We start from the raw sequence: 14,917 nt of genomic DNA on the forward strand, positions 1-14,917 counted from the left end.
GACGAAGCCGCCGCCGCACCACCCCTGGGGGCTGGTGCGGCGGCGGCCGGGTGCGCGGGCGGCTACTTCTCGGTGACTCCCGCCGAGTCGAAGGTCGCCACCTCGTGCATCGCGCGGGCCGCGCTCTGGACCAGGGGCAGGGCCAGGAGCGCCCCGGTGCCCTCGCCGAGGCGCAGGTCGAGGTCGACGAGCGGGCGCAGGCCGAGGCTGTTCAGGGCCGCGACGTGGCCCGGTTCCGCGCTGCGGTGACCGGCGATGCAGGCGGCGAGCACCTCGGGGGCGATGGCGCGGGCCACGAGGGCCGCCGCCCCGGCGCTGACGCCGTCCAGGATGACCGGCGTGCGCAGCGAGGCGCCACCCAGCAACAGGCCCGCCATCGCGGCGTGTTCGAGCCCGCCGATCGCCGCGAGCACGCCGATGGGGTCGGCGGGGTCGGGGCGGTGCAGGTCGAGGGCGCGGCGGATCACGTCGATCTTGTGGGCGTGCATCTCATCGTTGATCCCGGTGCCGCGCCCGGTGACCTCGGCCGGGTCGGCGTCGGTGAAGACGGAGATGAGGGCCGCCGAGGCGGTCGTGTTGGCGATGCCCATCTCACCGGTGATGAGGGCCTTGTTGCCGGCCGCGACCAGGTCCCTGGCCGTCTCGATGCCGACCTCGACGGCGGCCTTGACCTCCTCGCGGGTGAGCGCGGGCCCGGTCGTCATGTCGGCGGTTCCGGCCCGCACCTTGCGGGGCAGCAGTCCGGGGCTCGCGGGCAGGTCGGCGGCGACACCGACGTCCACGACGCACACCTCGGCCCCGACCTGCGTGGCGAAGGCGTTGCACACGGCGCCGCCGCTCAGGAAGTTGGCGACCATCTGCGCCGTGACCTCCTGCGGCCACGCGGTGACCCCCTGGGCGTGCACCCCGTGGTCACCGGCGAAGATCGCGACGGCGGCCGGTTCGGGCACCGGCGGCGGGCAGATCCGGGAGAGCCCGCTGAGCTGCGCGGAGATGATCTCCAGCATGCCGAGCGCCCCGGCCGGTTTGGTCATGCGCTTCTGCCGCTCCCACGCCTCGCCGAGCGCCTTCGCGTCGAGCGGCCGGATGTGGGCGACGGTCTCGGACAGCAGGTCGGCGGGGGCGGCACCCGGCAGGGCCCGGCGGCCGTACGTCTCCTCGTGGACCACCCAGGACAGCGGGCGGCGCTTGGACCAGCCGGACTGCATCAGCTCGGGCTCTTCGGGGAACTCGTCGACGTATCCGAGGCACAGGTACGCGACGACCTCCAGGTGTTCCGGGAGGCCGAGGGCGCGGACCATCTCGCGCTCGTCGAAGAAGCTGACCCAGCCGACCCCGAGGCCCTCCGCGCGTGCGGCGAGCCACAGGTTCTCCACGGCGAGCGCGGAGGAGTAGGGCGCCATCTGGGGCTGGGTGTGCCGGCCCAGGGTGTGCCGGCCGCCACGGGTCGGGTCCGCGGTGACCACGATGTTCACCGGGGTGTCGAGTATGGCCTCGATCTTGAGTTCCCGGAACTGCTTGGCCCGCCCCTTGGGCAGCGAGGCGGCGTACGCCTCGCGCTGGCGCTCGGCCAGTTCGTGCATCGAGCGGCGGGTGTCCTCGGAACGGATGACGACGAAGTCCCAGGGCTGGGAGTGGCCGACGCTGGGCGCGGTGTGCGCGGCCTCCAGCACGCGCAGCAGCACGTCGTGCGGTACGGGGTCGGGCCGGAAGCCGTTGCGGATGTCGCGACGTTCCCGCATGACCCGCATGACCGCCTCGCGTTCGGCGTCCCCGTACCCGGGAGCGGGCGGACCAGCGGGGGGCTCGGGGGCGCTCTCCTGCCGTGCGGCCGTCACCTCCGGTACGGGGGTGGCCTCCGGTACAAGGGTGGCCTCCGCCGGGGGCGCGGACGGGGCGGCGAGGTCCTCCTCCTGCTGCTGCGGGGCCGACTCGTCCTCGGGGGCCGCGGGAGCGTCGAGCGGGTCGGCGGGCGGCGGGGCGGGGGCCTCGGCCTCCGCCGTCGGCTCGACGGGCTCGGGCCCGGTGGCCGCGTCGGCCGGAACGGGTTCCGGCGCGGCGGGCAGGTCGGAGGCCGCGGGCTGCGGGCCGGTGGGGACCGGGCCGTCCACCGCGACGAACGCGCCGAGGGGGCGCTCGGCCTGCTCGGGGCCGCCGGGCAGGTGGGGCAGGGGGGCCGGCGGGGTCACGGCGAACTGCGGGGCCGCGTCCGGGACCTCGGCAACGGCGACCGGGGGGACCGGTTCGGCCGCGGGCTCCACCCGCACCGGGACCGCCTCCTGTGCCACGGGCTGCGCCGGCTCCTCGTGCGCCACCTCTTCGGCGGGGGCCGGCTCGGGGGCGGGGGCCGGCTCGGGGGCGGGGACCGGCTCGGGGGCACCGGCAACGGGCTCGGCGAGGGCCTGGGCGGGAAGTTCCACCGGTTCGGCGACGGGCGGTTCCTCCGCCGTCATGGCCGGGGCCCCGAGCGCCTCCTCCCCCGGGACGGCCGCTGCCGCGTCGGGCGTCGGCACCTCGGGCGCCGTCAGATCGGTGAGCGGCGTCGGTTCGGGGGACAGCGCCGGTTCCGTGACGGCCTCGGCGGGCGCCGCCAGGTCGTGCTCGGGGGCCAGGTCGGCGTGGGCCGCCCGGGCCCGGCTCTGCTCGGGCACGGTGCCGGTGGCCTCGGCCGGGACCGGGTCCGGGGCGTGACCCTGCGCGGGGACGGTGTCCCGGACCGCGTCGGAGGGCGCGTCCGTCCCGGCGGCCGGGACCGCCGGGGCCAGGGCGTCGGCGTACTCCGGCGCGCCGGTGTGCACCGCCTGGGTCACGCTCACCGGGTTGGGGGCACCGGCCGGTCCCCGGTCGGCCAGGGACCGCACCGGGCTGTTGCTGGTGTCGGGCAGCGGCGGGCCCATGTGCAGCGGGCGCCGCACGGGTTGCGAGGCGGGGCGCGCGGCGGCCGGGTTGCGCACGGCGCTCAGATCGACGGCTCCGCTGTTCCTGCCGTCCGTCTCGTGCGGGCCCGGCAGGTGCACGGCCTCGGCTTCGGGCGCCGGTGCGGGCTCGGCCCGTTCGGCCGTCCCGGGTGCTTCCGGAGCGGGCACGGTGAAGGGCTCCGGGGCAGGCTGCCCGCCCTCGGAGGCGGCCGGTGCGGTGACCGGGGCCCCGTGGTCCGCCATCGGCTCCGTCACGGCGCCGTGCGGGGCCTCCGGCTGCTGCTCCGGCGCCGGCTGGGGCTCGTACGGCTGGGGCGCCTGCTGGGCCGGGGCCGGAAAGCCGTGGCCCTCGGCGGCGGGAACATCCGTGGGGGCCGCGCCCTGCGAGGCGCCCGCGGGCGCGTAGTCCGCCTGCGGCTCCCCCGAGGGCTGCTCCGGCGAGGCCTCGTAGGCCGCGTTCGCGGGCAGCACGGGCTGCGCCTCGGTCCAGGCGCCCTGGGCGCCCGGCATGAACAGGAGGTCGTCGTCCTCGGCGGGTGCCGCGACGCCGTACCCCTGGTAGGGGTACGTGCCCGGCTGCTGTGCCGCGCCCTCCGGCTGCCCCTCCGCCGGGACCTTGCCGGTGTCCGTCATGCGTACCCCTCGCCCATGTGTCAGCAGTTTCGCGTTCTTCGGTTGTTGCCGGCTCTCGTGGCGACCCGGGCCCTTCCGCACCGCCCGCCGCCACTCGCGCTCCTCCCGTCGAGAGCAACGAGCGTGCGCGCCGGGCGGCACGAGGCGGCCGAAATCCCGTCGTCCCGCGACATTCTCCCCGCCCGCCCGCGACCGTGTCGGCCACTTCGGGCAGGGCGCGCTGTGGACTGCGCCACGTCGCGCGTCCACCGGCCCGGTCGTACCGCGAAACGCCCTGTGAAACAGGGGTTTTCGGATGTGGTGGCGGATACCACCGTCGTCCGGGACGCAGTACAACGATCGGCCAGCCTACCGCGCACCCCGTGGCCGCGACTTCACGGGGCGCGATCGATGAGCCTGCCCGAGAGGAGGAAGACGACCGTGCGTTCGGTTTCGGTCCAGGCCCGGGTGTCGAGGGCCACGGACTGGAGCAGCGCGCACTCGACGGCGTAGCCGTGCTCGCTCAGGTCACGGCCGATCAGCTCGGCCTCGTCGCGGGTGCCCGCGTGGGTGACGATCCGTTCCGGCCTGCGGTCGGCGACGGCCGAGACGACCGGGGCGCCGCCCCCTCCGACGCGTACGACGTCGGGCTCGGGCAGATCCTCCAGTATGTGCGGGGCGCTGCCGTGCACGATCTGGGCCTGGACGCCGAAGCGGCGCAGGGCGGCGGCGGTCCTGCCGCAGGCGTCGGCCTCGCGGTCGACGGCGAGCACGGCCGCACCGAAGCGCGCGGCCTCCGCGGCGAAGGCGCCGGTGCCCGAGCCGATGTCCCACACGAGGTCGCCGGTGCGCGGCCCGAGCCGGGCGAGCTGGGCGGCGCGCAGTTGCGGGGTCTCCCCCTCCAGCCCTTCGCGGCCCGCGAGTTCGCCGCCGTACTCCTCGGTGGGCAGGGCCCAGCCGCGTACGGCCGGGCCGGGTTCACGGCCGGCGAGCCAGCCGCTCTCGCCTGCGGTGGGCGGGGACCCGCCGCTGCCTCCGATGACGATGACGACGTTGGGATCGCGCCAGGTGTGGTCGGCGGCGCGGTCGGAGGTGACGACGGTGGTGCGTTCGCGGTCGGTGCCCAGTTCCTCGCAGATGACGAAGGTGCGGTGGACGCCTTCGAGGAGCAGGCCGAGTTCGGCGGGGCCGGCGCCCGGTGAGGTGAGGACGGCGACCTTGGGGTGGGCCCGGCACACGTTGACGGCGCGGCGCAGGGTGCGGGGGTGGGCGACGACGATCCGCGCGTCGTCCCAGGGCATCGCGGCGCGGGCGAAGGCGGCGGCCACCGAGGAGACGGCGGGCACCACTTCGACTTCGAGGCCGTGTTCGGGGGCGCGCAGGGCGCGGACCACACCGAAGAAGCCGGGGTCCCCGTCGGCGAGGACGACGGCGCTGCCCCGGTGGCCCGCGATGCGCCGGGCGGCGAGGTGGACGCTGCCCAGGCGGATGCGTTCGGCGTGCGGGGGTACTTCGGGCAGCGCCAGCTGGTGCGCCGCGCCGGCCACGAGGGTGGCGGCGCCGAGGGCGGAGCGTGCCGCTTCGGTCAGCGGCGAACCGTCCCAGCCGATCACCGTGACGCGGTCGGCCATCGTCGTGTGTCTCCTGCTGTCTGCTCGGGGGCGGGGCGTACGGAGGCGTACGTGAGAGGGGTGCGGTGCCGCGCGGGCGCTGTGCGGGGCGGTGCGGCGGCGCGCGCCGGCCACGCTGACGGCAGGCTGAGGGTACCCGGTGGCGGGGGCCGCCGGGCAGGGGTGCGGGGGACGGGCTCAGTGCCAGTCGGCGAAGGCGGTCTCGCGGCCGCTCTCGGCGTCCAGGTCGCGCAGGTCGTCGAGGTCCTCGGGCAGCAGGCTCCACACGATGAGGTCGGTGCGGTGGCTGGACCAGTTGCCGTCCTCGTCGCGGTGGCGGGCTATCCAGGCGCCGCGCAGGACGCCCTCGCTGATGCTGCCGATCTTCTGGGCGACCTGCTGGGCGGCGGTGTTGTCGGCGGCGGTGCGCAGTTCGATGCGCTCGAACTTCTGGTCCTGGAAGAGCCATTGCGCGACAGCGAGGGAGGCCTCGCTCGCGTAGCCCTCGCCGCGCGCCCAGGGGGCGACGACGTAGGAGAGCTCGGTCGCGCGCACCCGCCAGTCGGTCGAGGAGAGCTGGACGACGCCGACCAGGCGCTGGGTGAGGAACTCGCTGACGGCGAGGACCACTCCGTGCCCGTCGAGCCGGCGGGCAGGGGCCGCCCTGGTGATCCAGTCGCGGGCCAGTTCCTCGGTGAAGGGCTGCGGGGCGGTGGTCCAGGCCGTGACCATCTCGTCGTTCATCATCTCGGCGCAGGCGGCGGTGTCGTCCTCTTCGAGGGAGCGCAGGACCAGCCGGTCGGTGCTGATGGAGATGTCCGGGAAGAGGGAAGTCATGCGCCGCTCCGTCATGGTCGGGCCTGGTGTGGGACCTTTCGGCGGCCGGGGGGCCGGTGTGCCGGATGGTCCAGCATGCAGCATGGCCCGAGGCGGACGCACCACCGGGGGCGGCCGGGCGCGGATGTGTCAGGCGGATGTGCCGGGTACCGGGAAGGGCCCGGTCCGTGGCGGGTCTCCACGGACCGGGGCCCCGGCGGTGGTCAGAAGGCGGGGAGGACCGAACCGTCGTAGCGGTCCTCGATGAACTTCTTGACCTCCGGCGAGTGCAGGAGCTTCACGAGCTTCTCGACCCGCGGGTCCTTCTGTTCGCCGTCCTTGACGACGAGCAGGTTGCCGTAGGGGTTGCCCTTGGCCTTCTCCTGGACGAGGGCGTCCTTGGCGGGGCTGAGCTTGGCCTGCACGGCGTAGTTGCCGTTGATGACGGCGGCGTCCACGTCGTCGAGGGAGCGCGGCACCTGCGGGGCCTCCAGCTCCTTGAACTTGAGGTCCTTGGGGTTCTTCGCGATGTCCGAGGGGGTCGCGTCGTCGCCGGCGCCGGACTTCAGCCGGATGACGCCGTTGGCCTCCAGCAGCTTGAGGGCGCGGGCCTCGTTGGTCGCGTCGTTGGGCACGGCGACGGTCGCGCCCTTCTTCAGGTCGCCGACGCTCTTGATCTTGTGGGAGTACAGACCGAGCGGCTCCAGGTGGACCGTGACGACGGGCACGAGGTCGGTGCCGTTCTTCTTGTTGAAGTCGTCGAGGTACGGCTTGTGCTGGAAGTAGTTGGCGTCGACGGAGCCGTCCTGCGTGGCGGTGTTGGGGGTCACGTAGTCCGTGAACTCCTTGACCTGCAGTTTGAGTCCGGCCTTCTTCGCGAGGTGGTCCTTGACGTAGTCGAGGATCTCGGCGTGCGGGGTCGGGCTCGCGGCGACGACGAGGGGCTTGTCCTGGTCGGCCTTGGAGCTGCCGGACGCGCTGTCGGAGTCGCCTGATCCGCAGGCGGTCAGTCCGAGGGCGAGGGCTCCTGCGACGAGGGCGGACGCGGATGTCTTGGCAGTGTTACGCACGAAAAGTGCCTTTCTCGGGTAGTGCTTCCCCGCGGCTGCGGGGAGTGGTGCGAGTTGTGGTTCCGGGGGTGCCGGCGGGCGGGGCGCTCTCGCCTAGGCGGCGGACACCGGGTCCTCGGCGGGCGCCGTCTTCTCCGTCTCGCCGCCGCCCTTCCCCGCGTCACCCTTCGCGGCGCGCAGCAGGCGCAGGCGCGGGGCCGGTGCGCCGCGGCCACCGCGTGCGTGCAGCGAGCGGGCGGCGAGGTCACCGAGGAACTGGATGACGGAGATGACGACGGCGAGGATCGCGACGGTGACCCACATGAGTCCCGTCTCGAAGCGCTGGAAGCCCTCGCGGACGGCGATGTCGCCGAGGCCGCCGGCGCCGACGGTGCCGGCCATCGCGGAGTAGCCGATGAGCGTGACGATCGTGGTCGTGGCGCTGGAGACGAGCGAGGGCAGCGACTCGGGGACGAGCACCTTGCGCACGACGGCCCAGGTGGTGCCGCCCATCGACTGGACGGCCTCGACCAGTCCGCCGTCCACCTCGCGCACCGAGGTCTCCACGAGGCGGGCGTAGAAGGGGATGGCGCCGATCGCGAGGGGGACGACGGCGGCCTCGCGGCCGATGGTGGTCCCGGTGATCCAGCGGGTGAAGCCCATGAGGGCGACCATGAGGATGATGAAGGGCATCGAACGGGCGATGTTGACGAGCTGCCCGAGGAGTTTGTTCACCACGGTGTTGTGCAGCAGTCCGCCCCGGTCGGTGAGGACCAGCAGCACGCCGAGCGGGAGTCCGAGGACCACGGCTATGAGGGTGGACCAGCCCACCATGTAGAGGGTGTCCCAGCTGGCCTGGCTGAGCAGGGGCTGCATCTCGGACCAGGTCACTTCGCCACCTCCCCGGTGAGCTGTACGGTCTCGGTCTCGAATTCCCCGGGCCGTGCGGACTCGACCTGGAGTCCCTGTTCGCGCAGGAAGCCGATGGGCACGACGTTGTCCTCGTAGCGTCCGGGCAGTTCGATGCGCATGCGGCCGACCTGGCGTCCGGCGACGGTGTCCATGGCGGCGCCCAGGATCGAGATGTCGATGTTGTAAGTGCGCGACAGCTGCGAGATGACCGGGCGGGTCGCGCTGTCTCCGTGGAAGGTGACGTCGATGACGGTGCGGTCGGCGTCACCCGTCTCCCCGCTGACCGGGAAGAGGGCCGCGGCGAGCGCGGAGCCGGGGGTGGCGAGCAGTTCGTTCACGGTGCCGGACTCGACGATCTTTCCGTTCTCCATGAGGGAGGCCGCGTCGCAGACCTGCTTGACGACCTCCATCTCGTGGGTGATGAGCAGGACGGTGAGGCCGAGCCTGCGGTTGAGGTCGCGCAGCAGCTCCAGGATCGAGCGGGTGGTCTCGGGGTCGAGGGCGCTGGTCGCCTCGTCGGACAGCAGGACCTTGGGGTCCCCGGCCAGGGCGCGGGCGATGCCGACGCGCTGCTTCTGTCCGCCGGAGAGCTGCGCGGGGTAGGCGCCCGCCTTGTCGGCGAGGCCGACGAGGTCGAGGAGTTCGGCGGCCTTGAGGGCCCGGGAGCGGCGGCTGTGCCCCAGGATCTCCAGCGGGAGTTCGACGTTGTCCTGCACGGTGCGCGAGGACAGCAGGTTGAAGTGCTGGAAGACCATGCCGATCCGGCTGCGGGCGGCGCGCAGTTCGCGGCCCGCGCGGCCGCCCCGGCCGACGAGGGCGGTCAGCTCGGTGCCGTCCACGGTGACGCTGCCGGAGGTGGGGCGCTCCAGCAGGTTGACGCAGCGGATCAGGGAGGACTTGCCGGCGCCGCTCTGTCCGACGACTCCGTGGACGTCGCCTTCGTTCACGTGCAGATCGACGCCGTCGAGGGCGGTGATCTCACGCCCTCGGGAGCGGTAGACCTTGGTGAGGCCCGTAGTGGTGATCACAGGGGTTCCATAGCTGTCGAGTGCGCGGCGGGGGTGGGCCGGCACGGGGTGCGTGGGGGGCGGGACCCGTCCGGAAGCGGCGGTCGGCGGCCGGGGGCCGGGGACAGCGGGCAGGACGGGGTCCGGGGCGGGCCGGGTCCGTACGTCGGGAGTTCCTGAGTTCCTCAGGTGCGTACGGGCAGGGCGCGGCCGGGCTCGCTTCGGGGCGCGAGGCGCGGGGCGGGGACCCTCAGACGGCGCACATTCGACACATGCGACGAGCACCGGGCATGGATTTCGCCTCGGTCGCAGGGCTGCGGTAGCTCGTCGTGGTCATGACGCCAGTTAACCAGACAGGCCGACGACATCCGCCCTGCCGTCCGGTATCCGGACCGTCCCGTTCAGTGGGCGGACAGCGCGCCGAGGTCCTCGCCCTCGGTGAGGACCTCCAGGCCGGCCTCGCTGACCTGCACGGACACCTGCGAGAGGTCGGTGACGACGGCGTCCGCCGACAGCTGTTCGCGGGGATACGTTGTGGTCAAGGCCACGGACTTCATCCCCGCGGCGCGGGCCGAGCGCAGACCGACCGGGGCGTCCTCGAACACGACGCAGCGCGCGGGGTCGACGCCGAGCTTCGCGGCGGCCAGCAGGTAGGGCTCGGGATCGGGCTTGCCGCGCGTGATGTCGTCGGCGGCCACGAGGGTCCCGGGTCGCACCCCGACGCCGGAGAGCCGGGCGAGGGCCAGGCGCCGCGTGGCGGAGGTCACCACCGCCCAGCGTGCGGCGGGCAGGGAGTCCAGGAGCCGTAGGGTGCCGGGCAGCGCCTCGGTACCGGCGGCGTCGGCGATCTCCAGCTCCTCGATGCGGGTGTTGGCCTCGGTGACCCGGCCGGGCGGTACGAGGTCGGCGACGATCTCGGCGGAGGGCCTGCCGTGCAGCTCGATCCGGGCGAAGTCCTCGGCACTCACGCCGTACTCGACGGCCCACTGCCTCCAGCAGCGCTCGACGGAGCGCAGCGAGGAGATGAGGGTGCCGTCATTGTCGAAGAGCAGGGCGTCGGCGGAGAGCTTCATGATCCCCGACCCTACCCAGGGGCAGGTCAGGGTGGGGGTGGGAGGGCGGGTGACGCATACCTCTTCGTGGTGGCCGGGGTCGCGCGCGGGCGCGCTTTTTGCCCGTAATAGGGTCGCGGCATGCTTGTTGCCCTGACGATCGCGACCGCTGTCGCCGCGCTCGTGCTCGCCGCGTGGTGCGGTCTGGCCTTCGCCCGCGACCAGTCGACCAAGGACTGGCACTTCATCGGGATGGCCGTCGTCTCGCTGCTGGCGCTCGTCCAGCTCGTCGTGGGCATCGTGCAGCTCGCCCGGGGTGAGAAGCCCGAGCAGGGCACGGTCATCTTCGTCGCCTACCTCCTGGGGGCCGCGCTGTGCGTCCCGGCGGCCGGGCTGATGTCGCTGACCGAGCGGACCCGCTGGGGATCGATGACGGTGGTGGCCGGGGGCGTCGTCCTCGCGGTGCTCGAAGTGCGGCTCTACGACATCTGGGGTGGCTGACATGCGGCGGGAAACGGTGCGGGACGCGGAGGCGAAGGTGCCGGGGCAGGACGGCGGGAGCGGGGCCGGCGAGGCGGGCGCGGCCCCCGGTGGGAAGCGGGTCAGGCTGATCAGCGGGCCCGGCATCCTGCTGCTGTGGCTCTACGGCGTCATGGTGGTCGGCGCCCTGTCGCGCTCGGTGTACCAGCTGGCCACGGAGTTCGACCGGGCTCCGCTGGCCTACGTCCTGTCGGCGGTCGCGGGTGTCGTCTACTGCTTCATCACCTGGAGCCTGGTGCGGGGCGGGGAGACGGCGCGGCGCGCGGCGCGGGTCTGCTGCGGCCTGGAGCTGGTGGGCGTCCTCACGGTGGGCACCTGGACGCTCGCCGATCCCTCGGCCTTCCCCGACGCGACGGTGTGGTCGGACTACGGCATGGGCTATCTGTTCATCCCGGTGATCCTCCCCGTCACCGCGCTGATGTGGCTGCGCAGGTCCCGGCGCGAGGCGCTCGGCGCGGCCTGAGGGCGGCCTGAGGGCGGCCCACGGAAAATCGGGTGGACGGGGCGGACTCGGCCCTCCTAGGGTCGCGCCCGTTCCCGGGACGTCGCGATGACGACCCGCTGCCCGGACTCCTCGCGACCTTCGGGCCGCTGGGGTACGACCTCGTGGAGATGGTGCTGACCGAGCGGGCGGGCTGGGACCGCTACGTCGCGGCCCAGTGGCGCACCACGCGCCGCTGGCTCGACGCCCACCCGGACGACGAACTCGCCCCCGTCATGCGCGCCGAACTCGACACGGCCGCCGTCCAGCACGTCCGGTACCAGCGGGAGTACCTGGGCTGGGGCGTCTTCGCGCTGATGGCCCGCTGATCGCGGGCCGGTCCGGGGCGGAGCCGGTGCGCCCCGGACCGGCGCCGTCAGGCGGCGGCGTAGGCGCCGGCGCCCGCCTCCTTCGCGAGGGTCACCACGCCGGGGCGTTCGTCGGCCTGTTCGGTGCCCACCGGTACGTAGCCGTGTTTGCGGTACAGGCGCAGGTCGCTCTCGCTGCGCTGCCCGGTGAACAGCTCGAAGCGGCGCGTGGCGCCCTCCCGCACGAGCTGCGTCTCGATCGCCGTGAGCAGCCGCCCGCCCAGGCCGTGTCGCTGCATGCGGGGGTGGACGACGAGTTTGCCGATGCGCGCGGTGCCGTCCGCGTCCAGGACCGCGCGCACCGAGGCGACGACCTCGGTACCGAGCCGGGCCACCAGGACCCGGCCGGAGCGCAGTTCGGCGCGGACGCTGTCGAGGCTCTGGGTCAGGGGCTCGATCCCCCAGTCCCCGTGGAGTCGCGCCTCGCTCTGGTAGCAGAGGTACTGGAGTTTGAGGATGTGCTCGGCGTCGTCCTCGGTCGCCGCAGAGATGGTCACGCTCATGCCCATGTGTGCATGCCTCCCGCTCACTTGCTCGCCCGTGGTGTCTGTCGCAGCTTTCCCCACTCCGGACCGCCCGTGAAACCTGGGGGACGGTTCCGGCTGCGGGCGCCGGGGGCCCCGAGGACCCTCCGCAGGCAGTCCAGGCAGCGGGAACGCTCGGGGCCGAGGCTGCCCTGTGACATTCCCAACTCCGCCGCGATCTCCCGGTAGGTGAGATCGCGGGGCGACAGCAGGGCGTGCACGAGGCGCCGGCAGCGGACGGGCAGGGCGCGCGCAGCGCCGCGTACGGCGTGGGCGTGTTCGGCGTCGAGGTGACGCTGTTCCGGCCCCGCCCCGGGATCGGCGGTGTGCTGGTCGGCGTACGGGCTCTCGCGGCGCAGGGTGCGGCGGGAGCGACGGGCCTCGGCGCGCACCGTGCGGCGCAGCCAGCCGGGCCAGTCGTCGGGCACGGGGCCGTGGCCGGCGAGGCGTTCGAACAGCCGCAGCCATACGGTCTGTTCGAGATCGGCGGGTTCGCAGCCGAGCGCGTGGGCCTCGGCGGTCACCTCGGCGTGCAGCAGGGGGCGCAGCCCGCGCAGGAGTGCGTCGTGCGGGGCGTCCGTCGCGCCGGAGGCGGCCGGTACGGGAGTGGCCGGTACGGGAGTGGCCGGTACGGGAGTGGCCGGTACGGGAGTGGCCGGTACGGGAGTGGCCGGTGTGGGGGTCATGTCGGGCGGGACGCGCCGGACCACGCACCGGTTTCGCCGCGGGCGCCGCCTCACCCGTACGGCGGGCACGGCGGCGCCGGGGGCCGTGACTCCCCCGGCGCCCCTGACTCAGTGGCCCCGGCCGGACAGGTAGCTGTCGCGGGCGAGCAGCGCGGTGTCGCCGTTGTCGGAGAAGAGTCCGTCGATGCCGGTCGCGAAGTAGGCGTGGAAGGCGCCGAAGGCGTCGCCGTAGGCGTTGGGGTCGCTGCCCTTGCGGAACTCGGCGGGCAGGAAGGTGTTCTCGTTGCGCATCGTGTACGGGTGCAGGATCAGGCCCTTGGCGTGGGCGTCCTTGACGAGGCGGGTGGGCGTGCCGAGCGCGCCGTCCTTGTCGCGCGGGATGATCAGACTCAGGTCGGGGCCGATGCCCTGCGCGAAGCCGGAGATCCACTTCAGCCCGGCGGGGGTCACGAGGTCGTCGGTGGTGCGCGGGTCGCCGCTCGCCTCGAAGTCGAAGGGCTTGGTGCCCGCCGTCGAGAGCAGCACGATGCCGGGGGTGTCGACGAGCCGCGACAGCCGCTGGATGCTGGTCGGTTCGAAGGACTGGAGGATGAGCGCGGCGTTCCCGGTGTGGCGGCCGTAGCGGCGCAGCAGCGTGGCGAGACGTTCCTCCAGGGGCAGGCCGATGCCGCGGAAGTAGGTGGGGTGCTTGGTCTCGACGTACAGCCAGATCTTCCGGCCCCGGGCGCGCCCCTCCTTGTCGGCCCAGCGCAGCACCTCCTCGAAGGTCGGCACCTGCCACTGCCCGTCGTAGAGGGTGTTGTGCTGACGGGTGCCGGGGATGCGTTCGACGGCGCGCAGGGTTCTGAGTTCGGCGAGGGTGAAGTCCTCGGTGAACCAGCCGGTGAGCTTGGCGCCGTCCACCGTCTTGGTGGTCTTGCGGCTCGCGAACTCGGGGTGCCGGGAGACGTCGGTGGTCGCCGTGATGTCGTTCTCGTGACGGCATACGAGATGGCCGTCCTTGGTGGGCACGAGGTCCTGCTCGATGATGTGCACGCCCATGTCGAGGGCGAGTTGGTAGGAGCCGAGGGTGTGCTCGGGGCGGTAGCCGGAGGTGCCGCGGTGGCCGATGACCGTGACCTCGGGAAGGTCGCGCAGGGCGCCGCCGCCGCTGCCGTGACCCGCCTGCGCGGGTGCCTGCCCGCCCTGCGCGAAGGCGGCGCCGGGCAGTGCGACCACGGCGGCCGAGGCGCCGGCGACGGCCGCGCCGAGCAGGGTGCGCCGTCCGGTGCCCGCCTTCGTGTCCCCGGGTCCCTGTGTCGTCATGGGTCAACTCCTCCTGCGCTGGTGGGCGTGCGATGTCCCTGGTGCGCTCGGCGGGTGCCGGGCCGCTCGTGGCGGGTGTCCCGGGCCGGTCGAGCGGTGCCGATGCTAGGGCCGGGGGTGCGCGGGGCGGGAGAACCCGGGCCGAACGCCGGGTGAAAACCGGCCCTTGGGCGGCGGGCCGGGCGCGGGGGCCGGGCCGGGCCGGGTCAACACTCCGTATCGTCTTCGTGAACCCGATGTGCAATCGGGTTGCGGCCGCGAGTATCGTCCTCACCTGCGGGCTCCCCGCAGTGTCCGCCGTCGTCGTCGATCGCTCCGGAGGGTCAGTTGTCCCGCTTCGCGCTCCTCAAGGGTGTGCTCGGCCCCGTCATGCGCCTGATGTTCCGTCCGCAGGTCGAGGGTACGGAGAACATTCCGGCCGAGGGGCCGGTGATCGTGGCCGGAAACCATCTGACCTTCATCGACTCGATGATCCTGCCGCTCGTGTGCGACCGGCAGGTCCTGTTCATCGGCAAGAACGAGTACGTCACCGGCAAGGGCCTCAAGGGCCGGGCGATGGCCTGGTTCTTCACGGGCGTCGGCATGATCCCGGTGGACCGTGACGGGGCGAACGGCGGGGTCGCGGCCCTCATGACGGGTCGCCGGGTGCTGGAGGAGGGCCGGGTGTTCGGCATCTACCCCGAGGGCACCCGTTCCCCCGACGGCCGGCTGTACCGGGGCCGTACGGGGATCGCCCGGCTGACCCTGATGACGGGCGCCCCGGTCGTCCCGTTCGCGATGATCGGCACCGACAAGCTCCAGCCCGGCGGCAAGGGGCTGCCGCGCCCCGGCAAGGTCACCGTGCGCTTCGGCGAGCCCCTGGAGTTCTCCCGCTACGAGGGCATGGACCGCGACCGCTACGTCCTGCGCGCCGTCACCGACTCGGTGATGACCGAGGTCATGCGGCTGTCCGGCCAGGAGTACGTGGACATGTACGCGACCAAGGCGAAGGCGGCCTGAGCCCGCTGTACACCGGCCTCGCGGGAGGCGTCCAGGGC

At 73.6% G+C, this 14,917-nt stretch carries 13 protein-coding genes and 1 pseudogene; 4 read left to right on the forward strand and 10 right to left on the reverse strand.

The window, feature by feature from the left end:
* Positions 1-62 precede the first annotated feature (62 nt).
* From cobT to AB0J21_RS23810, 7 genes are all read right to left on the reverse strand, one after another.
* Positions 63-3,551, reverse strand: coding sequence for a nicotinate-nucleotide--dimethylbenzimidazole phosphoribosyltransferase (cobT, locus tag AB0J21_RS23780; RefSeq protein WP_363148093.1), 3,489 nt, complete (start codon positions 3,549-3,551; stop codon positions 63-65).
* 374 nt (positions 3,552-3,925) lie between these two features.
* Positions 3,926-5,161, reverse strand: a complete 1,236-nt coding sequence (gene cbiE / locus AB0J21_RS23785; RefSeq protein ID WP_363148094.1) for a precorrin-6y C5,15-methyltransferase (decarboxylating) subunit CbiE — start codon at positions 5,159-5,161, stop codon at positions 3,926-3,928.
* 177 nt (positions 5,162-5,338) lie between these two features.
* Positions 5,339-5,977, reverse strand: coding sequence for a GNAT family N-acetyltransferase (locus tag AB0J21_RS23790; protein WP_363148095.1), 639 nt, complete (start codon positions 5,975-5,977; stop codon positions 5,339-5,341).
* Positions 5,978-6,180: 203 nt separating this feature from the next.
* Positions 6,181-7,026, reverse strand: a complete 846-nt coding sequence (locus AB0J21_RS23795) for a MetQ/NlpA family ABC transporter substrate-binding protein (protein ID WP_363148096.1) — start codon at positions 7,024-7,026, stop codon at positions 6,181-6,183.
* A gap of 93 nt (positions 7,027-7,119) precedes the next feature.
* Positions 7,120-7,896, reverse strand: coding sequence for a methionine ABC transporter permease (locus AB0J21_RS23800; protein ID WP_363148097.1), 777 nt, complete (start codon positions 7,894-7,896; stop codon positions 7,120-7,122).
* Entirely contained in the window at positions 7,893-8,945 is a 1,053-nt protein-coding gene (locus tag AB0J21_RS23805) for an ATP-binding cassette domain-containing protein (protein ID WP_363148098.1), read from the reverse strand. The genes AB0J21_RS23800 and AB0J21_RS23805 overlap by 4 nt, the downstream gene beginning before the upstream one ends.
* Positions 8,946-9,325: 380 nt before the next feature.
* A complete protein-coding gene (locus AB0J21_RS23810) occupies positions 9,326-9,997 on the reverse strand; it encodes an HAD family hydrolase (RefSeq protein ID WP_363148099.1) in 672 nt (223 codons plus the stop codon).
* A 120-nt stretch (positions 9,998-10,117) separates the two neighbouring features.
* On the opposite strand from AB0J21_RS23810, the gene AB0J21_RS23815 reads away from it, so the two are divergent.
* From AB0J21_RS23815 to AB0J21_RS23825, 3 genes and pseudogenes are all read left to right on the forward strand, one after another.
* On the forward strand, positions 10,118-10,477 hold the full coding sequence (locus AB0J21_RS23815; protein ID WP_363148100.1) for a hypothetical protein: 360 nt from the start codon (positions 10,118-10,120) through the stop codon (positions 10,475-10,477).
* 1 nt (position 10,478) lies between these two features.
* The gene (locus AB0J21_RS23820; protein WP_363148101.1) at positions 10,479-10,979 is read left to right on the forward strand and encodes a hypothetical protein; all 501 of its coding nucleotides are present in this window, start codon (positions 10,479-10,481) and stop codon (positions 10,977-10,979) included.
* Between the two features lie 98 nt (positions 10,980-11,077).
* Positions 11,078-11,326 (forward strand): annotated as a pseudogene (locus AB0J21_RS23825) (SAM-dependent methyltransferase); the annotation flags it as partial.
* Positions 11,327-11,373: 47 nt separating this feature from the next.
* On the opposite strand, the gene AB0J21_RS23830 reads toward AB0J21_RS23825, so the two are convergent.
* From AB0J21_RS23830 to AB0J21_RS23840, 3 genes are all read right to left on the reverse strand, one after another.
* The gene (locus AB0J21_RS23830; RefSeq protein ID WP_363148102.1) at positions 11,374-11,874 is read right to left on the reverse strand and encodes a GNAT family N-acetyltransferase; all 501 of its coding nucleotides are present in this window, start codon (positions 11,872-11,874) and stop codon (positions 11,374-11,376) included.
* 17 nt (positions 11,875-11,891) lie between these two features.
* Positions 11,892-12,575 carry a sigma-70 family RNA polymerase sigma factor gene (locus tag AB0J21_RS23835; protein ID WP_363148103.1) on the reverse strand — a complete coding sequence of 228 codons (684 nt, stop codon included), beginning with the start codon at positions 12,573-12,575 and terminating at the stop codon, positions 11,892-11,894.
* Between the two features lie 108 nt (positions 12,576-12,683).
* Positions 12,684-13,880, reverse strand: coding sequence for a glycerophosphodiester phosphodiesterase (locus tag AB0J21_RS23840; RefSeq protein WP_363148104.1), 1,197 nt, complete (start codon positions 13,878-13,880; stop codon positions 12,684-12,686).
* Positions 13,881-14,207: 327 nt separating this feature from the next.
* Here AB0J21_RS23840 and AB0J21_RS23845 point away from each other — a divergent pair, with 327 nt between their 5' ends.
* A complete protein-coding gene (locus AB0J21_RS23845; protein ID WP_363148105.1) occupies positions 14,208-14,879 on the forward strand; it encodes a lysophospholipid acyltransferase family protein in 672 nt (223 codons plus the stop codon).
* Positions 14,880-14,917: the final 38 nt, after the last annotated feature.

Origin of the sequence: Streptomyces sp. NPDC049954 (assembly GCF_040656295.1) — a bacterium.
Lineage (GTDB): Bacteria > Actinomycetota > Actinomycetes > Streptomycetales > Streptomycetaceae > Streptomyces.